At 55.4% G+C, this 15,517-nt stretch carries 16 protein-coding genes; 5 read left to right on the top strand and 11 right to left on the bottom strand.

Going from position 1 to position 15,517, the window contains the following annotated elements:
- Positions 1-12 precede the first annotated feature (12 nt).
- From ACP3PW_RS12550 to rplM, 5 genes are all read right to left on the bottom strand, one after another.
- A complete protein-coding gene (locus tag ACP3PW_RS12550) occupies positions 13-759 on the bottom strand; it encodes a cytochrome c1 (RefSeq protein ID WP_426417070.1) in 747 nt (248 codons plus the stop codon).
- Positions 759-1,970 (bottom strand): cytochrome b, encoded by a 1,212-nt coding sequence (locus ACP3PW_RS12545; RefSeq protein ID WP_426417069.1) that lies wholly within the window; start codon positions 1,968-1,970, stop codon positions 759-761. Before ACP3PW_RS12545 ends, ACP3PW_RS12550 begins: the two co-directional genes overlap by 1 nt.
- On the bottom strand, positions 1,970-2,563 hold the full coding sequence (petA, locus tag ACP3PW_RS12540; protein ID WP_426417068.1) for a ubiquinol-cytochrome c reductase iron-sulfur subunit: 594 nt from the start codon (positions 2,561-2,563) through the stop codon (positions 1,970-1,972). Before petA ends, ACP3PW_RS12545 begins: the two co-directional genes overlap by 1 nt.
- A 305-nt stretch (positions 2,564-2,868) precedes the next feature.
- Positions 2,869-3,261: a 30S ribosomal protein S9 gene (rpsI, locus tag ACP3PW_RS12535; protein ID WP_426417067.1), complete on the bottom strand. Its 393-nt coding sequence runs from the start codon at positions 3,259-3,261 to the stop codon at positions 2,869-2,871.
- Between the two features lie 15 nt (positions 3,262-3,276).
- Complete coding sequence (gene rplM, locus ACP3PW_RS12530) at positions 3,277-3,705, bottom strand: 50S ribosomal protein L13 (RefSeq protein ID WP_426417066.1); 429 nt, start codon at positions 3,703-3,705, stop codon at positions 3,277-3,279.
- A gap of 236 nt (positions 3,706-3,941) precedes the next feature.
- On the opposite strand from rplM, the gene ACP3PW_RS12525 reads away from it, so the two are divergent.
- The 3 genes from ACP3PW_RS12525 (at position 3,942) to ACP3PW_RS12515 (ending at position 7,340) form a co-directional block, all read left to right on the top strand.
- On the top strand, positions 3,942-4,982 hold the full coding sequence (locus ACP3PW_RS12525; protein ID WP_426417065.1) for an NADP(H)-dependent aldo-keto reductase: 1,041 nt from the start codon (positions 3,942-3,944) through the stop codon (positions 4,980-4,982).
- A 112-nt stretch (positions 4,983-5,094) separates the two neighbouring features.
- On the top strand, positions 5,095-6,483 hold the full coding sequence (locus ACP3PW_RS12520; RefSeq protein WP_426417064.1) for a sodium:proline symporter: 1,389 nt from the start codon (positions 5,095-5,097) through the stop codon (positions 6,481-6,483).
- A complete protein-coding gene (locus ACP3PW_RS12515; protein ID WP_426417063.1) occupies positions 6,480-7,340 on the top strand; it encodes a metallophosphoesterase family protein in 861 nt (286 codons plus the stop codon). Before ACP3PW_RS12520 ends, ACP3PW_RS12515 begins: the two co-directional genes overlap by 4 nt.
- A 142-nt stretch (positions 7,341-7,482) precedes the next feature.
- Here the strand turns inward: ACP3PW_RS12515 and ACP3PW_RS12510 are convergent, their stop codons facing one another.
- Entirely contained in the window at positions 7,483-8,619 is a 1,137-nt protein-coding gene (locus tag ACP3PW_RS12510; RefSeq protein WP_426417062.1) for an acyl-CoA dehydrogenase family protein, read from the bottom strand.
- 147 nt (positions 8,620-8,766) lie between these two features.
- Positions 8,767-9,867: a cell division protein ZapE gene (zapE, locus tag ACP3PW_RS12505; RefSeq protein ID WP_426417061.1), complete on the bottom strand. Its 1,101-nt coding sequence runs from the start codon at positions 9,865-9,867 to the stop codon at positions 8,767-8,769.
- Between the two features lie 342 nt (positions 9,868-10,209).
- Here zapE and ACP3PW_RS12500 point away from each other — a divergent pair, with 342 nt between their 5' ends.
- Positions 10,210-10,674 carry a YhcB family protein gene (locus tag ACP3PW_RS12500; RefSeq protein ID WP_426417060.1) on the top strand — a complete coding sequence of 155 codons (465 nt, stop codon included), beginning with the start codon at positions 10,210-10,212 and terminating at the stop codon, positions 10,672-10,674.
- A gap of 87 nt (positions 10,675-10,761) precedes the next feature.
- On the opposite strand, the gene ACP3PW_RS12495 is transcribed toward ACP3PW_RS12500, so the two are convergent.
- Both ACP3PW_RS12495 and ACP3PW_RS12490 read right to left on the bottom strand, forming a co-directional pair.
- Positions 10,762-11,655, bottom strand: coding sequence for an MBL fold metallo-hydrolase (locus ACP3PW_RS12495; protein WP_426417059.1), 894 nt, complete (start codon positions 11,653-11,655; stop codon positions 10,762-10,764).
- Between the two features lie 3 nt (positions 11,656-11,658).
- Complete coding sequence (locus ACP3PW_RS12490; RefSeq protein ID WP_426417058.1) at positions 11,659-12,210, bottom strand: DUF2058 domain-containing protein; 552 nt, start codon at positions 12,208-12,210, stop codon at positions 11,659-11,661.
- A 150-nt stretch (positions 12,211-12,360) separates the two neighbouring features.
- On the opposite strand from ACP3PW_RS12490, the gene cysZ reads away from it, so the two are divergent.
- Positions 12,361-13,140: a sulfate transporter CysZ gene (cysZ, locus tag ACP3PW_RS12485; RefSeq protein WP_426417057.1), complete on the top strand. Its 780-nt coding sequence runs from the start codon at positions 12,361-12,363 to the stop codon at positions 13,138-13,140.
- Positions 13,141-13,205: 65 nt separating this feature from the next.
- Here the strand turns inward: cysZ and ACP3PW_RS12480 are convergent, their stop codons facing one another.
- Both ACP3PW_RS12480 and tdh read right to left on the bottom strand, forming a co-directional pair.
- Positions 13,206-14,315, bottom strand: a complete 1,110-nt coding sequence (locus tag ACP3PW_RS12480; protein WP_426417056.1) for an NADH:flavin oxidoreductase — start codon at positions 14,313-14,315, stop codon at positions 13,206-13,208.
- Between the two features lie 151 nt (positions 14,316-14,466).
- Positions 14,467-15,510, bottom strand: a complete 1,044-nt coding sequence (gene tdh, locus ACP3PW_RS12475) for an L-threonine 3-dehydrogenase (RefSeq protein ID WP_426417055.1) — start codon at positions 15,508-15,510, stop codon at positions 14,467-14,469.
- Between the last annotated feature and the right edge of the window lie 7 nt (positions 15,511-15,517).

Genomic DNA, 15,517 nt, shown 5'->3' with positions numbered 1-15,517 from the left:
GACACCGAATGATCAGTGAACGTCTTTCCAGTACTCTTTCTTCAGCAGATAAGCAGGAACCAGCAGCACTAACAAAAACAACAGCACCCACATACCGATACGCTGGCGCTCCAACTGCATCGGCTCCGCCGCGTACACCAGGTAGTTAACCAGGTTGAAAACAGCCTGATCATATTCAGCCGGAGTCATGCTACCTTTTTCCACCAGGTCGAAACCGCAAAGTTTGTCGCCGGTCAGGTTATCGCGCTCGCCACTATCAGCCCCTGCACAGTTATCCACCTGCAAACCCTGTAGTTCAGCCAATACGTGGGGCATACCTACATCGGGGAATACCTTGTTGTTGACACCCCAGGGACGCTTGGGATCCACATAAAATGTCCGCAGGTAGGTATAGAGCCAGTCGCCGCCACGAACCCTTGCAACCAGGGTCAGATCGGGGGGCGCAGCGCCAAACCAGCGCTTGGCTTCCTCTTCGCGCATGGCATTATCCATCAGGGAACCAATCTTGGCACCGTTGAAGATAATGTTTTCCCTAAACAGATCATGGGGAATACCCAGGTCATCGGCAACGCGCTCATAGCGCTGGAACCCGGTAGCATGGCAACCCGCACAGAAGCTCTGGTAGGTTTTTAAGCCATCCTGCAGCGATGCCTGGTTGGCAACGTCAGCTTCAAAATGATCCAGTGGATAGCCCGACTCTGCAGCGAAGACAGAAACAGGCAATACAGCAAATAGTAATGCAATCAGTTGCTTTTTCATTAGCCTGTCACCCTCTCTGGTACGGGTTTGGTTTTTTCCATTCTGGTGTAGAACGGCATCAACAAGAAGAATGCGAAGTACACCAACGTGCAGATCTGGGAGTAGAGAGTACGCTCAACCGTTGAAGGCATCGCACCCAACCAACCCAACCACACAAAAGAAATAACGAACAGACCCAGCGCAATCTTGCTCAGCACACCCTTGTAACGGATAGACTTGACCGGACTGCGATCCAACCAGGGCAACACAAACAGCACAGCAATCGCCGCACCCATGGCTACCACTCCCAGCAGCTTGTCTGGAATAGCCCGCAAGATGGCGTAGAACGGTGTGAAATACCATACTGGCGCGATATGCGCAGGGGTTTTCAGGTTATCTGCCTTTTCAAAGTTAGCGTGCTCGATGAAGTATCCACCCATCTCCGGGAAGAAGAAGACAATCGCACAGAAGACAAACAGGAACACCACCACACCCACAATATCCTTGACGGTGTAGTAAGGGTGGAAAGGAATACCATCTTTCGGGATACCGTTCTCATCCTTATTCTTTTTGATCTCGATGCCGTCCGGGTTGTTGGAGCCCACTTCGTGCAAAGCAATGATGTGCATAACAACCAGCGCCAGCAGCACGATAGGCAGCGCCACGACGTGTAGGGCAAAGAAGCGGTTGAGGGTGATGCCGGAGATCAGGAAGTCACCACGAATCCACTGCTGCAGGTCAGGACCGATAACCGGGATTGCACCGAACAGGGAGATGATAACCTGGGCTCCCCAGTAAGACATCTGCCCCCATGGCAACAAGTACCCCATGAAGGCCTCAGCCATCAGAGCCAGATAGATCGCCATGCCGAAGATCCATACCAGTTCACGGGGCGCACGATAGGAGCCGTAGATCAGACCACGGAACATGTGCATATAGACCACGACAAAGAACATCGAGGCGCCGGTGGAGTGCAGGTAACGCAGGATCCAGCCGTACTCGACATCACGCATGATGTACTCTACCGAAGCGAACGCTTCTTCAGCGCTAGGCACATAACTCATGGTGAGCCAGATACCGGTCAGTAGCTGATTAACCAGCACCAACAGCGCCAATGAACCAAAAAAGTACCAAAAGTTAAAGTTTTTAGGAGCGTAATACTTGCTCAGGTGCTCTTCCCACATCTTGGTGGCGGGAAAACGGGCATCTACCCATGCCATAAAATCTTTCATTACGAATTCTCCTCGTCGATGCCGATGATGATGGTGTTGTCATCGAGATAGGAGTACGGGGGTATCGGCAGATTAGTCGGCGCAGGAACACCCTGATGCACCCGGCCCGCCAGATCAAACTTCGAACCATGACACGGACAGTGGTAACCGCCCTGCCAGTTAGCGTCAAAATCCATCGGCTTCACTTCCGGGAACAGCTTTGGGGAGCACCCCAGGTGAGTGCACAGACCAACCATGACAAGCAAATCGGCATTGCGCGAACGATGCTCGTTCTTGGCGTAGTCCGGCTGCTCTGACTCATTGGATGCAGGATCACGCAGAGTAGCGTCCTGTTGGGGAAGAGCGTCCAGCATCGCTTGCTCGCGGCGCAGGACAAATACTGGCTTGCCACGCCATGCAGCAACAACCTGCTGGCCAGGCTCAACCTTATCTATTTTTACCCTCACCGGCGCGCCAGCAGCCTTGGCTTTGGCACTGGGATTCCAGGAGGCAACAAAAGGGACAGCTGCGCCGACTGCTCCGACAGCACCCACCGCAGAGGTGGCTCCTATCAGCAGGCGACGACGACCCTTATCTACGCCGTCATTACTCATTAATCTTATCTCCCCATAAGAGCATGTTTACTGCCCGCCCAGACATACCAAACGAGCAATGTGAATCCTGTTGTATTGCTTTTGGACCCGCAAAATAAATCCTGCGAATGGTAAAGAAAACCGCTGCCGCAAGCAAGTGCGGCTCTCGCAACAGACCTGACACAGGTCAAAGCGAAGACGCTACCGCAGCCAACCACCCTCTTTACCACCAGCGCTCCTTCGCCAGAAAAAAAAACGCCCTTTGGGACAAAGGGCGTTTTTGGTACCACTTTGCGAGATACAAGATCCCGCCGGGCAGGTAACCCTTAACGCTTGGAGAACTGAGGACGCTTACGCGCTTTGCGCAGACCGACCTTCTTACGTTCAACCTCACGAGCATCACGGGTAACAAATCCTGCCTTACGCAGCGACGGACGAAGCTCTTCGTCGTACTGCATCAAGGCACGGGTGATACCGTGACGAATAGCACCTGCCTGACCAAAGCTACCACCGCCAGCGACGGTAACGTTGATATCAAACTTATCGGTCAGCTCAACCAACTGCAGAGGCTGGCGAACGATCATGCGAGCAACTTCACGACCGAAGTACTCATCAAGGGAGCGACCGTTTACAACGATAGCGCCGGCGCCTGACTTGATAAACACACGAGCGGTCGATGTTTTACGACGACCCGTTCCATAATATTGAGTGTTAGACATAGCAATCGCTTCCCGTTAGATATCCAGAGCCTGTGGTTGTTGAGCGGCGTGAGGATGCGTAGCACCCGAATACACCTTCAGCTTGGTGTACATAGCACGACCAAGTGGACCTTTGGGCAACATGCCCTTAACAGCCTTCTCAATAATACGCTCAGGAGCGTGTTCAACCAGCTTATTGAAGTTCATGCTACGCAGGCCACCCGGGTAACCGGTGTGACGGTAGTACATTTTGTCTTGCGCTTTGTTGCCGGTTACACGAATCTTTTCGGCATTAACTACAACAATGTAGTCACCGGTATCGACGTGAGGAGTGTACTCAGCTTTGTGCTTACCGCGCAGGCGGCTAGCAATTTCGGTGGAAAGACGACCCAAAGTTTTACCGGTCGCATCTACAACGAACCAGTCACGCTTAACTGTTTCTGGTTTTGCAGTATAAGTATTCATCAATTAAAACCTGCCTCAAATGACCAGCCTAATGGCCAGCATCATAATTAAAGACCAAATCCGAACCAACTCCCCTTAGGGCGTCCGGTAGCGGATTCACTGTCTTAGGGCATACATGTAGGAAACGGGAGCGCTATTATACTCAGCGAGGCGCAGAAAAAAAGCCCTGATACCGCTTTTTTTTCCTCAACCCCCATGCTTTTATAACTACTTTCGCGATCGAGAGAGTAGTTACCATGGAATATGGATATCTTGGCGGCACAGAATTAAAAATCAGCCGCCTCTGCCTGGGCACAATGACCTGGGGCGAGCAGAATACCGCCGACGAGGCCTGGCGGCAACTGGATATGGCCCGGGAACACGGCGTTAACTTTATCGACACGGCTGAACTCTACCCGGTCCCCCCAAAAGCCGACACCTACACTCGCACTGAAACCATCCTTGGCCAATGGCTTAGTCGACAGCCAAGACGAGAAGACCTGGTCATCGCCACCAAGGTCTCAGGGCCCGGCGAATGGGTTAGCTATATGCGAGACTCCGGCGCCCGCCTCGACAAAGCAAGCATCATCGAAGCCTGCAATGCCAGCCTCAAGCGCCTGCAAACCGATTACATCGACCTTTACCAGGTGCACTGGCCCGAGCGCAGCACCAATTTCTTCGGCCAGCTCGGCTACCAACACCAACCGGACGCTGATGGCTACCCCATCGAGGAGACCCTGTCGGCGCTTCACGAGCTGGTGCTGGCGGGCAAGGTGCGGCATATCGGACTATCCAATGAAACCGCCTGGGGAGCCTCAGAGTACCTGCGCCAGGCCGCTCGCCACGGCTGGCCACGAGCGGCCAGCATCCAGAACCCCTACAACCTGCTCAATCGAAGCTTCGAGGTCGGACTGGCAGAGTTTTCCCATCGCGAACAGCTGGGCCTGCTCGCCTACTCCCCCCTCGCGTTTGGCGCACTCAGTGGTAAGTACCTGCATGGAGCGCGCTCCCCAAAGGGCCGCCTGACCCTGTTTACCCGCTTTAGCCGCTACAACAACGAACAGGCGGTTGCGGCTACCGAAGCCTATGTCACCCTCGCCAAAGAGCGCGGGCTAGACCCCGCCCAAATGGCGCTAGCCTATGTTAGCAGCCGCCCCTTCGTCGACAGCAACATCATTGGCGCAACAACCGAAGATCAACTGCAGAGCAATCTTAAAAGTGCTGAGCTGACCCTCGATGAGGAGACGCTGGCGGCGATTGAGGCGATTCACATCCGCCAGCCCAACCCGGCCCCCTAAAATCAATCAGTTCCGAAACAAAACATCCACCGGCGGGGTCTGACAGCCAGACCTCGCCGTCCATGGACAGGCCCGATAACACACTACTGGTTAATTGCATAAGGGGACTTTTGTGAGTTTTGCACTTCCGTTGATTGCCGGCATCATTGCCCTCGCCTCCATCCTGCTTTCTCGGCGCACCAACAATCCCGATACTTTTTTTCTCGGAACGTCCGAATCCGGCACCGCCCCCGGCCTTTGGACACTGGTGTTTTCCCAGGTCACCACCTGGATCTTTGCTCGTTCACTGCTCAATGCGGCTATCCTCGGCTATTACTACGGCCTCTGGGGTACGCTGGCCTACGCGCTCTATTACCTCTCCTTTATCACCGGCGGCATCATCATCGACCAGGTGCGCTTTCGCCACGGCTTTAGGAGCGTGCAAGGGTTCCTTGAGGACCGGTTCGGTAGCTGGGGCAGCCGCTGCTACAACCTGGTGATCGGGATACGCCTCATCAGCGAGGTATTCGCCAACCTGCTGGTGATTGGTATCCTGTTTGGCGCAGTAGGCACTAATCTGTACATCGCTGCAATTATGGGGTTTGCCACCGTCACTCTGCTATATTCGATGCTCGGCGGGCTCCACGCCAGCCTGCGCACGGACCTGTTTCAGATGATGGTCTTCCTGGTGACCCTGATACTGCTAATGGTACTGGCTTTCAACAACGGCATCATGACAACCGAAAGCCTGCTCTTCAAAGAGTTCCAGATCGACGATCCGGGCCCTATCCTGATGCTGGTAGCACTGCTGCAAGTTTGGAGTTACCCCATGCACGACCCGGTGATGATGGACCGGGGCCTGCTGGCCGACCGCCAAACCACCCGCAAAAGTTTCCTGCATGCGGCCTGGATCAGTATTTTGTGCATCACCGCCTTTGGCTCCCTGGGCGTCGTCGCCGGAGCGCAGGCCAGCAGTGGCGAAGCAATGACCGATGTACTGCAACGCCTGCTGGGAGACGTCCCCATGCTGCTATTTAATGCTGCGCTGGTGATCTCCGCCATGTCGACCCTCGACAGCACCCTGTCGAGCTCTTCCAAACTGGTCGTGGTCGATATGAAACTGCTCCCGACCCAGGTCAGCAGTGGCCGCGGGGTCATGCTGCTGTTTATGTTATTGGGGGTGCTACTGGTATTCATGGGTAACAAGGACCTGTTCAGCGCCGTCGCCGTCAGTGGCACCGCGTCAATGTACCTGCTGCCGGTGATCTTCTTCTCCCTGCTGGGGGGACGGCGCGATGTCCCTCTTTGGAGTTATCTGGGCAGTTTCACCATCGCTATCCTCGGTGCAGCCCTCTATTTCACCGAGTCATCCGGGCACATTCACCTTATGGGGGACGCCCACAAATACAGCAAACTGCTGGGGATCTGTGTCGCGGTACTGATTGGCGGCTTCGCACTGTTTGCGCTAGGCATACTGAGCCGCGGCAAAAATCCCATGGTCAACGAGGGATCGCCTGCGTGAGCGCTCACAGACTCCCTGGCTCAGGGCCACTAATGGTATTTGGTGGCCCCTACAGTAACCTTGAAGCCACCCGCGCCCTACGCGCCCTGGCGACAGCGAAGGGGATTGCACCTGAGAATTGCATCTGCACAGGAGACCTGGTCGCCTACTGTGCACGCCCCAACGATACTCTGGCGCAGATTCGGGAGTGGGGCTGCACGGCGATAATGGGCAATTGTGAAGAGTCTCTGGTCGCCCAGGCGATCGATTGTGGCTGTGGCTTCGAGGCCGGGTCAGCCTGTGATGCGCTCTCCATAGACTGGTACCGGTTTGCCAGCGCACGGGTTACGGCCGAGGAGCGTGAATGGGTGGCGCAACTGCCTCGCCAACTGGGTTTTCAATGGAATGGTCTCGACATTCACGTGACCCATGGCGCGCCCTCGAAAACTAACCGCTTTCTGTTTGCCTCCAGCAAGGCCAGCAGCAAACGTGAAGAGCTGGACTCGACTCCCGCCCATGTAATGCTCGCCGGCCACTGCGGGATCCCTTTTGGCGAAACCTTTGACCGAGAAAATGGTGATCAGGGTTACTGGCTCAACAGCGGCGCCATCGGCATGCCCGCCAACGACGGTACGGCGGATGGTTGGTACCTGCTGCTGGAACCACTGGCCGAACGGGTACGAGCCAGCTGGCATCGACTTCATTACGACGCCCATTCAGAGCAAAGATCCATGATTGCCGAAGGATTGGACAATGGCTATGCCCGAGCACTGACCAGCGGCCTCTGGCCCAGCATGGATGTACTGCCCGCGGCCGAGCGTGAGCAACGGGGAATTGCCCTGCAACCGCCCGCGCTGATGATAGAGCCCAACCACTGAAGCCCCGCTATGGGTGAGCGTTTCACTGCCGGGCACAGGGCCAATCGCTCAACCATCTCACCCCAAAAGAGGGAGACCCCGTGCGTCGGTATCGCCCCCTGCTTGATTCACCCTGAAAGGTAAAATCGCCTTGCGCGCCGCCTTACAGCGCCCGCGCGATAATCTCCTTCATGATTTCGTTAGTGCCTGCGTAGATCTTCTGAACCCGCGCATCAGCCCAGGCACGCGCCACCGGATACTCCCACATATAACCGAATCCACCGTGCAACTGCAGGCATTCATCGATCACACGGCACTGTACTTCGGTGGCGTGAAGCTTGGCCTTGGCTGCGGTCGGTACATCCAGTTTGCCGGCAATATGCAGCTCCAGGCATTTGTCGACAAACACCCTTGCGACGGTCAGCTCAGTATCGATCTCGGCTAGTTTGAAACGGGTATTCTGGAACTGGGAGATGCTTTTGCCGAACGCCTGCCGCTCCTTCACGTATTCACGGGTTTGCTCGAAGATCGATTCGGCGCCGGCGATGGCGTTCACCGCCACCGACAAACGCTCCTGGGGAAGCTCCTGCATCAAATAGATAAACCCCATGCCTTCGGCGCCCAACAGATTCTCTTTCGGTATTCGTACGTCCTGGAAAAAGAGCTCGGAGGTGTCCTGGGCTTTCATCCCCACCTTCTCCAGGTTACTGCCCTTGGTAAAACCGGGTGCGCTCGCCTCTACCAGCAACAGGCTGGTCCCCTTGGCACCTGCCGAGGGGTCTGTCTTGGCCACGACCACCACCAGGTCCGCGAGCTGGCCGTTGGTAATAAAGGTTTTGGATCCATTGATGACATACTCATCACCATCCAGCACTGCGGTAGTTTTAATCCCCTGCAGATCGGAGCCGGCACCCGGCTCAGTCATGGCGATAGCACTCACCATCTCGCCACTTACCAGCTTGGGCAAATACTTGTGCTTCAAAAGCTCCGAGCCATAGTTAAAGATATAGGGCACCGAAATATCGGAGTGCAAACCAAAGCCGATTCCCGACAGGCCCAGACGGGCGATCTCTTCATCGACAATGGCGTTGTAGCGAAAATCCACTCCAACCCCACCGTACTCCTCCGGAATGGTCGGGCAGAGCATGCCTTGCTCACCCGCTTTGCTCCAAAGTGCGCGATCTATCTGCCCATCCTTCTCCCATTGAGCGTGGTAAGGCACCGCCTCCTGCTCAAGGAATTTACGTACGGAATCGCGAAACAGCTCCTGCTCGGAGTCGTAGACGGTTCTTGGGATCATGGTTCGCCTCATTATTCTAATGATGTCTGACAAGGCGCCAAAATAACGCGCGCCAGCGGGTGATTAGCACTATAACGGGCGTCAAAGCCAAAGGGGGTGGCCAATCCACTCAATCTGATTGGCCATATTTGATAGGAGGAGCGAACTTCAGGCCTTGTGCTCGAGGGCAAGGTACTCATGAGATTGCATCTCCCACAAGCGGCTCTTGGTACGTTCGAACACAAAGGTCAGCTGAGTGCCGGTATACAGCTCTTCCACCGGCACCTGGGCAGAGATAATCAGTTTAACTCCGCGATCATAAAACTCATCCACCAGGTTAACGAAGCGCCGCACCTGATCGTCCATGGTGCCATCCATCCGGGGCACATCACTCAGCAATATCGCGTGATATATTCTCCCCAGCTCAATGTAATCGTTCTGGCTCCGTGGCCCATCGCATAGCTCCGTAAAGGTGAACCAGGCGACATCATCGCAGACCTGCACCGAACAAATATCCCGCCCCTCAACCTGCAACACCTCGCCATGGTGAACATGTGCAAGATCCGGAGCCAACTGCTCAAAGCTTCGCTGCAAGCTTTCGTGCGCGGCCTCGTCAAGGGGGAAATGGTAGATCTCCGCCTGCTCCAACACCCGCAACCGATAGTCGATGCCGCTGTCGACATTCACCACCAGCGTATGCTGCTTGATGAGATCGATGGCGGGGATAAATTTGGCGCGCTGCAGGCCATTTTCATAAAGGCGGTCAGGAATAATGTTGGAGGTTGCCACCAGGGTAACCCCCAGATTAAAGAGTTCGTCAAACAATCCCGCCAGAATCATTGCATCGGTAATATCGGTGACGAAAAACTCATCGAAACAGATCACCCGCGCCTCACCTGCAAAGCGACGAGCAACGGAAATTAACGGGTTCTTTTCGCCCTTGAGCGCAGTTAACTCATGATGAACGCGGCGCATAAAACGGTGAAAGTGGGTGCGCATCTTCTGCTCAAACGGCAGACTGTCGTAAAAAGTATCGACCAGATAGGTTTTGCCACGACCGACTCCCCCCCAGAAATAGAGACCCTTTACAGGCTCCGGTCTGGTTTTCTTCAACAACCCCTTAATACGCTGCCGTTTTGAAGGCTTGGCGGGTAGCGCCACCAGATCGTCGTATAGCCGCTGCAGATGGCGGACCGCCTGCTCCTGGGATGCATCATGGGAAAAACCTTCGCGTTGAAGGTCCTGCTGGTAGCGTTCCAAAGGCGTCATGAAAAAGTCACCGTTTACTCAGTATTGCCCGCTTCGGGCCTTAACCATCGGCAGTTCCATCTGCACTTTACGTTCGGGCGCACACTCTAACTCCGACTCCCTGTTTAGGCAAATAACGTGGAGTACTCTCTAGCTCGGCCAGTGTGGCGAAGCGCCACCTGCAGGTAAAGGCTACAAATGTATAACACAGCTTTACCGGCCCGCCTCTGTACAGCCGCAGGAAAAGCCTTTAACTTAGGGGCCTTGGGGTCTTTTGCACCCCCTCCCGCATCCCGCGTACCGCACATCATTCGGTTTCTGCGGGGTAGTTAGGAAAGATCTAGGTTAAATCGAGGCATAAGCGTGGAAGATACCAACAACTTGTGGGTTTTAGGCTCAACAGCATTTATAGGCGGCATTCTGGCCGGTGTACTCCTGTATCACATGCTTCGTGGTGGCTCCCCCCAAAATAACCGGGTTGAAGAACAGCTCCGCACCATGGAGTCACAGTTCAAGGACTATCAGGACAAGGTTTCTGATCATTTCAGCACAACCGCACACCTGGTTAGCAAACTAACCGAAAGCTATAAAGACGTTCACGAGCACCTGGCCGCAAGCTCCGAGCACCTGTGCACCGACGAAGTAACCCGTCATCGACTGAGTGACTCGCTGCTCAGCAGCAGTACCCTGCTATCAGAAACCGATAGCGATGGTTCGCCCAGGCCTCCGCTGGATTACTCCAACAGCAAGGGTACTCTTTCCGAAGAGTTTGGCGTTAAGAAGAAGGATTTGAGCGAGTCCCAAGAGATCAAAGCCTCGCAAGCCTAAGCACCAATCCATAGCAGCAGAGAAAATCTGCTAAAACAACAAGGCGCCGATGGCGCCTTGTTGTTTTAGCGTGCCCGCTTCGCGGCGTCAGGTTCCGCTGCAAAAGTTCAGTGGCCCCGCAGCCATGATCGGCTCGGAGGTGCTGTAACGACCACGACGATCCGCTTCGATACGAGCCGCAAAACAGGCTGGATCATGGCTGAAGAAAATCCAGCCCCGGCGTTGCTGCAACCCATTCAATAATGATTCCTTTTCATCAATCAGCATCTCTGCTGCACGATCATACCCCATGGTAATGGGGAGATTGACCCAGGGCATGGCGGGCACCAGGTCGGCACCGTATATCAGAGGGCCCTGCCCGGTTTCTATCTCTGTCAGTAACATGCCCGGGGTATGGCCATCACTACGTATAAAACGATAGTCATCACCCAATAGTGCCGACCGTTCCTGCGCGATCAACTGCAGGCGGCCGCTGGATTCGAGCAGTTGAAGCAGTTCGGGGATATAAGAGGCCCGATCCCTCAAATGAGGAGCATTGGCCCGCTGCCACTGCTCGCTGCCGGTCAGGTAGATGGCATTAGAAAACAGCAGCCGGTGCGCTTCACCCTCCTGCCACGCAGCCAGCAAACCTCCCGCATGATCGAAGTGCAGGTGCGACAGCATCACGATATCGATATCGCTGTCACTCAATCCGATGTCTGCCAACGCCCCCAGCAAGCAATGCTCACGCTCCACCACCCCATAACGTGCGGCCAGCTCAGGCTCGAAAAAAGCACCAACACCGGTTTCCAACAAAATGCGTCGTGTACCGGCGTCGCTGTGCTCCTCCACCAAAAGGGCGTTGCAAGCCAGGGGAATACGGTTGAGTTCATCGGCCTCGACCCAACGCGACCATAGCGCTTTAGGGGCGTTGCCGAACATGGCCCCCCCATCGAGGCGCTGGGAGTTACCACGCAGAGCGGTAAAACGTCGCTGCACCATGAATCACCACATCAGGTCGTCGGGAATCTGGAAATCGGCGTAAGGATCATCCGGATCCGGTTCGCTGGCACTGTTATCGGCCTGGGATAAAATTGCCTCGGGTAGTCGCTGGGAAATTTTGTCGGCGGCTCCTGCCGGGATCAACACAAAGCGTTCTGCGGATTCGACGATAGCGAGCCGTCCAGCAGATAGCGCTTTTTGCTGCATGGCATCGACCCGGATCTTCTTGATTTTACCGGCCACGACAAAGTTATAATCGACCTCTCCGGACGGACGAATCGCGTTGCGCTCAATAATCTGTTTGACCTGGGCCACCAGCTCCCGCTGCTTTCGCTCGGCTTCGCGTTGCTGGTTAAACTCCCGGTCACGCAGTTTCTTCTCCTCGCGCGCCTTTTGCGCCTGCAAGCGAGCCTCATCGACGACAACCTCTTCGCCCACCTTTTCAGCCTTGCGGTTATCGCGCGCCTTGCGCTTGTCGGCCTTCTGCGCCTGCTGCACCTGTTTCTTGTTTACCAGCCCCTTCTTCAGCAGCTGGTCACGCAGTGATCCACTCACAATACCCTCCAACGGGTTTCACTTCAAAGAGCGCCAGTGTACCGAATCCACTGGCACTCTGTAAGCACGGAGCGATGCAAGGTTTGCGATTCCACCGGGCTCTGTCATAGACTGCCCGCATCAATTTCAACGATACAATGGAAAACACCCATGCTGGATCTGACCAAAGGCGCCAGCGCCTTTCTTGCAGGCTTTGGACTGTTAACCCGTCCCGGATTGCGGGTCTTCGTGGCCATCCCCCTGCTGATCAACATCTTGCTATTTACCCTGCTGATCTACGTTGCCAGCGAACAGTTTTCCAGCTGGGTGCAAATCGCACTAAACTGGCTCCCCGGCTGGCTCTCCTTCCTCGACTGGCTGATGTGGCCCCTGTTTGCGTTCACAATTGTAGTCATTCTCTTCTTCTCCTTTACCATTGTTGCCAACCTGATTGCCGCCCCCTTCAACGGCTTGCTTGCAGAGGTTTGTGAACGCCAACTGCGGATCGAATTCGGGGAGCCCGGACAGGAGATCCCTTTCAGCTGGAAAGAGCTGGGCCTTCTGATACCTCGCACCCTGGGTCGCGAGGTGACCAAATTACTCTATTTCGCCCCCCGCGCCCTGGTGTTGCTGATCATCAGCTGGATCCCCGTCATTAATCTGGCCGCCCCCTTTTTGTGGGCGCTGTTTGGCGCCTGGACGATGGCGATTCAATACGTCGATTACCCGGCCGACAATAACCAGATGCGATTCAACGATATGCTGCAGTCCCTGAAACGCCGCCGCCTTCTATGTCTGGGTTTTGGAGGCTGCGTATCCCTGTTGATGCTGATCCCGGTCGTTAACCTGCTGATCATGCCCGCTGCGGTTACCGGCGCAACACGACTCTGGGTAACAGAGCGCCTGCTGTTGGAAAACGATCGCGCTGTAGAGGCTTACCAGAAGCGCTGACAAAAGCTGAAACAATAACGGCGCCAAGGGCGCCGTTATTGTTTACCAGGCTGTTGAATTTTCCTTTACACCAGCTCCATCAACGCCTTACGGCTAAAGGGAATGATCTCCTGCTGGCGACCTTCGCGCACTTTACTGGCCCACTCTCCATCCACCAGCAGCGCTCGCCCGACCGCAACCAGGTCAAACTCAGCCTTATTGAGTCGATCCACCAGCCCGTCGACCCCTGAGGTATCGGCCACCTTGTCGGTCTCGGTCATGTATTCGAGGAAATCGCTATCGAGCCCTACGCTGCCAACGGTGATGGTCGGCTTGCCCGTCAATTTCCGAGTCCAGCCCGCGAGATTGAGGTCGGAGCCATCAAATTCCGGTAACCAGAAACGGCGCGTGCTGGCATGGAAAATATCCACACCTGCGTCGGCCAGGGCAGTGAGAAACTGCTCCAGTAACTCTGGGGTCTCACACAGGCGCGCACTGTAGTCCTGCTGCTTCCATTGGGAGTAGCGGAACTGGATCGGATAATCGGGGCCTACGGCCTCACGTACGGCTTGCACCAGCTCCACCGCAAAGCGACTGCGATTCTCGAAGCTGCCACCGTATTGATCGGTGCGCTGATTGGACCCTTCCCAGAAAAACTGGTCAAGCAAGTAGCCATGGGCACCGTGCAACTCAACACCGTCAAAGCCGATACTCTTGGCCGCTACCGCCGCTTTGGCAAAGGCGGCAATCACCTCATCGATATCCTGCTGGGTCATCCCCTTTACCACCCGCTGCCCCTCTTTATCCTTGTCCATCGGGCCGTAACCTGGAACCTCGGCATCAGGCTCGGTGCCGGGGCGGCGGATTGCGCCAACGTGCCACAACTGTGGGAAAATCTTGCCCCCTTCGGCGTGCACTGCGTCCACTACTTTTTTCCAGCCAGCCAGGGCTTTGTCACCATAGAAATGTGGAACGTTGGGGTAACCATTGGCGCCAGGATGATCAACGACCGTCCCCTCGGTAACAATCAGCCCTACCGAATTGGCTGCACGACGGCGGTAGTACTCAACAACTCCATCATGGGGAACACCGCCGGGAGAGAAGCTACGTGTCATGGGTGCCATCACAATACGGCCATTGAGCTTTAACGGCCCAAATTCGATCGGTTCAAACAGGATGTCGGTATTGCTGCTCATTTATAAATCCTCAGGTGTGGACAGGCAGCGCAACGCTGCCCGGCATGATCTTGGGGGTTACCATAGGGGTGACAAACCCGCGATACAATGGTTGATGGCTACTATTAGCGCGATGAATGATGCCGCATAGCAGCAGGCGCTGGAGGAGACGTTACGCCCGCACGGGGGCCGGGCTCCAGTCCAGAATCACCTTCCCCGACTGACCGCTGGCCATCACATCGAAGCCTTGCTGGTACTGGTCAATGGGAAAATGATGGGTAATAATCGGTGACAGGTCGAGACCGGACTGGAGCATCGACACCATCTTGTACCAGGTCTCAAACATCTCCCGGCCATAGATACCCTTCATCACCAACCCTTTAAAGATCACCTGATTCCAGTCGATGACCGTGCCGCTTGCCGGGATGCCTAACAGCGCAACCTTACCGCCGTGATTGAGGTTCTCCAGCATCTGGTTAAAGGCCTGACCATTACCCGACATCTCTAGCCCCACATCAAAAGCCTCGACCATGCCGAGCTCAGACATCACCTCTTCGAGGGTTTCACGACTGACATTGACCGCGCGCGTCGCCCCCATTTGGCGCGCCAGTTCAAGTCGGTACTCGTTTACATCGGTAATCACTACATGACGCGCGCCAACGTGACGGGCAATGGCTGCGGCCATAATGCCGATAGGGCCGGCACCGGTAATGAGCACATCCTCGCCCACCAGGTTAAACGACAGCGCCGTATGCGCTGCATTACCGTATGGATCGAAAATTGATGCCAGTTCGTCGCTGATATCGTCGGGAATAGGGAATACGTTCACCGCAGGAATCACCAGATATTCAGCAAAGGCACCGGCACGATTCACCCCCACGCCCTGCGTATTGCGGCACAGGTGGCGGTAGCCGGCGCGACAATTACGACAATGACCGCAGGTGATGTGCCCTTCGCCAGACACTCGCTGGCCGATCTCAAGACCCGCCACCTCGATACCCAGCTCGGCGATCTCACCGATAAACTCGTGACCGACCGTCATTCCCAGGGGAATGGTCTGCTGGGCCCAGTCATCCCAGTTGTAGATGTGCATGTCAGTGCCGCAGATGGCGGTCTTGCGCACCTTGATCAACACATCATTGTGCCCCACGACCGGTAGCGGTTTGTCATCCATCCAGATCCCCTGTTCGGGGTTTAATTTGGCCAGGGTTTTCATGGCAATC

Origin of the sequence: Aestuariirhabdus sp. LZHN29, from assembly GCF_049985285.1 — a bacterium.
Taxonomy (GTDB): domain Bacteria; phylum Pseudomonadota; class Gammaproteobacteria; order Pseudomonadales; family Aestuariirhabdaceae; genus Aestuariirhabdus.
The sequence above is the reverse complement of the archived record's forward strand: the minus strand, read 5'-3'. Positions and strand labels throughout refer to the sequence as shown.

What these genes read in the sequence shown, in the direction of transcription:
- ACP3PW_RS12480 (WP_426417056.1), bottom strand. Translation starts at nt 14,315, where the DNA reads ATGAGCAGCAATACCGACATCCTGTTTGAACCGATCGAATTTGGGCCG.
- zapE (WP_426417061.1), bottom strand. Translation starts at nt 9,867, where the DNA reads ATGACGCCTTTGGAACGCTACCAGCAGGACCTTCAACGCGAAGGTTTT.
- petA (WP_426417068.1), bottom strand. Translation starts at nt 2,563, where the DNA reads ATGAGTAATGACGGCGTAGATAAGGGTCGTCGTCGCCTGCTGATAGGA.
- ACP3PW_RS12550 (WP_426417070.1), bottom strand. Translation starts at nt 759, where the DNA reads ATGAAAAAGCAACTGATTGCATTACTATTTGCTGTATTGCCTGTTTCT.
- ACP3PW_RS12545 (WP_426417069.1), bottom strand. Translation starts at nt 1,970, where the DNA reads ATGAAAGATTTTATGGCATGGGTAGATGCCCGTTTTCCCGCCACCAAG.
- rplM (WP_426417066.1), bottom strand. Translation starts at nt 3,705, where the DNA reads ATGAATACTTATACTGCAAAACCAGAAACAGTTAAGCGTGACTGGTTC.
- cysZ (WP_426417057.1), top strand. Translation starts at nt 12,361, where the DNA reads ATGCTGGATCTGACCAAAGGCGCCAGCGCCTTTCTTGCAGGCTTTGGA.
- rpsI (WP_426417067.1), bottom strand. Translation starts at nt 3,261, where the DNA reads ATGTCTAACACTCAATATTATGGAACGGGTCGTCGTAAAACATCGACC.
- ACP3PW_RS12510 (WP_426417062.1), bottom strand. Translation starts at nt 8,619, where the DNA reads ATGATCCCAAGAACCGTCTACGACTCCGAGCAGGAGCTGTTTCGCGAT.
- tdh (WP_426417055.1), bottom strand. Translation starts at nt 15,510, where the DNA reads ATGAAAACCCTGGCCAAATTAAACCCCGAACAGGGGATCTGGATGGAT.
- ACP3PW_RS12495 (WP_426417059.1), bottom strand. Translation starts at nt 11,655, where the DNA reads ATGGTGCAGCGACGTTTTACCGCTCTGCGTGGTAACTCCCAGCGCCTC.
- ACP3PW_RS12525 (WP_426417065.1), top strand. Translation starts at nt 3,942, where the DNA reads ATGGAATATGGATATCTTGGCGGCACAGAATTAAAAATCAGCCGCCTC.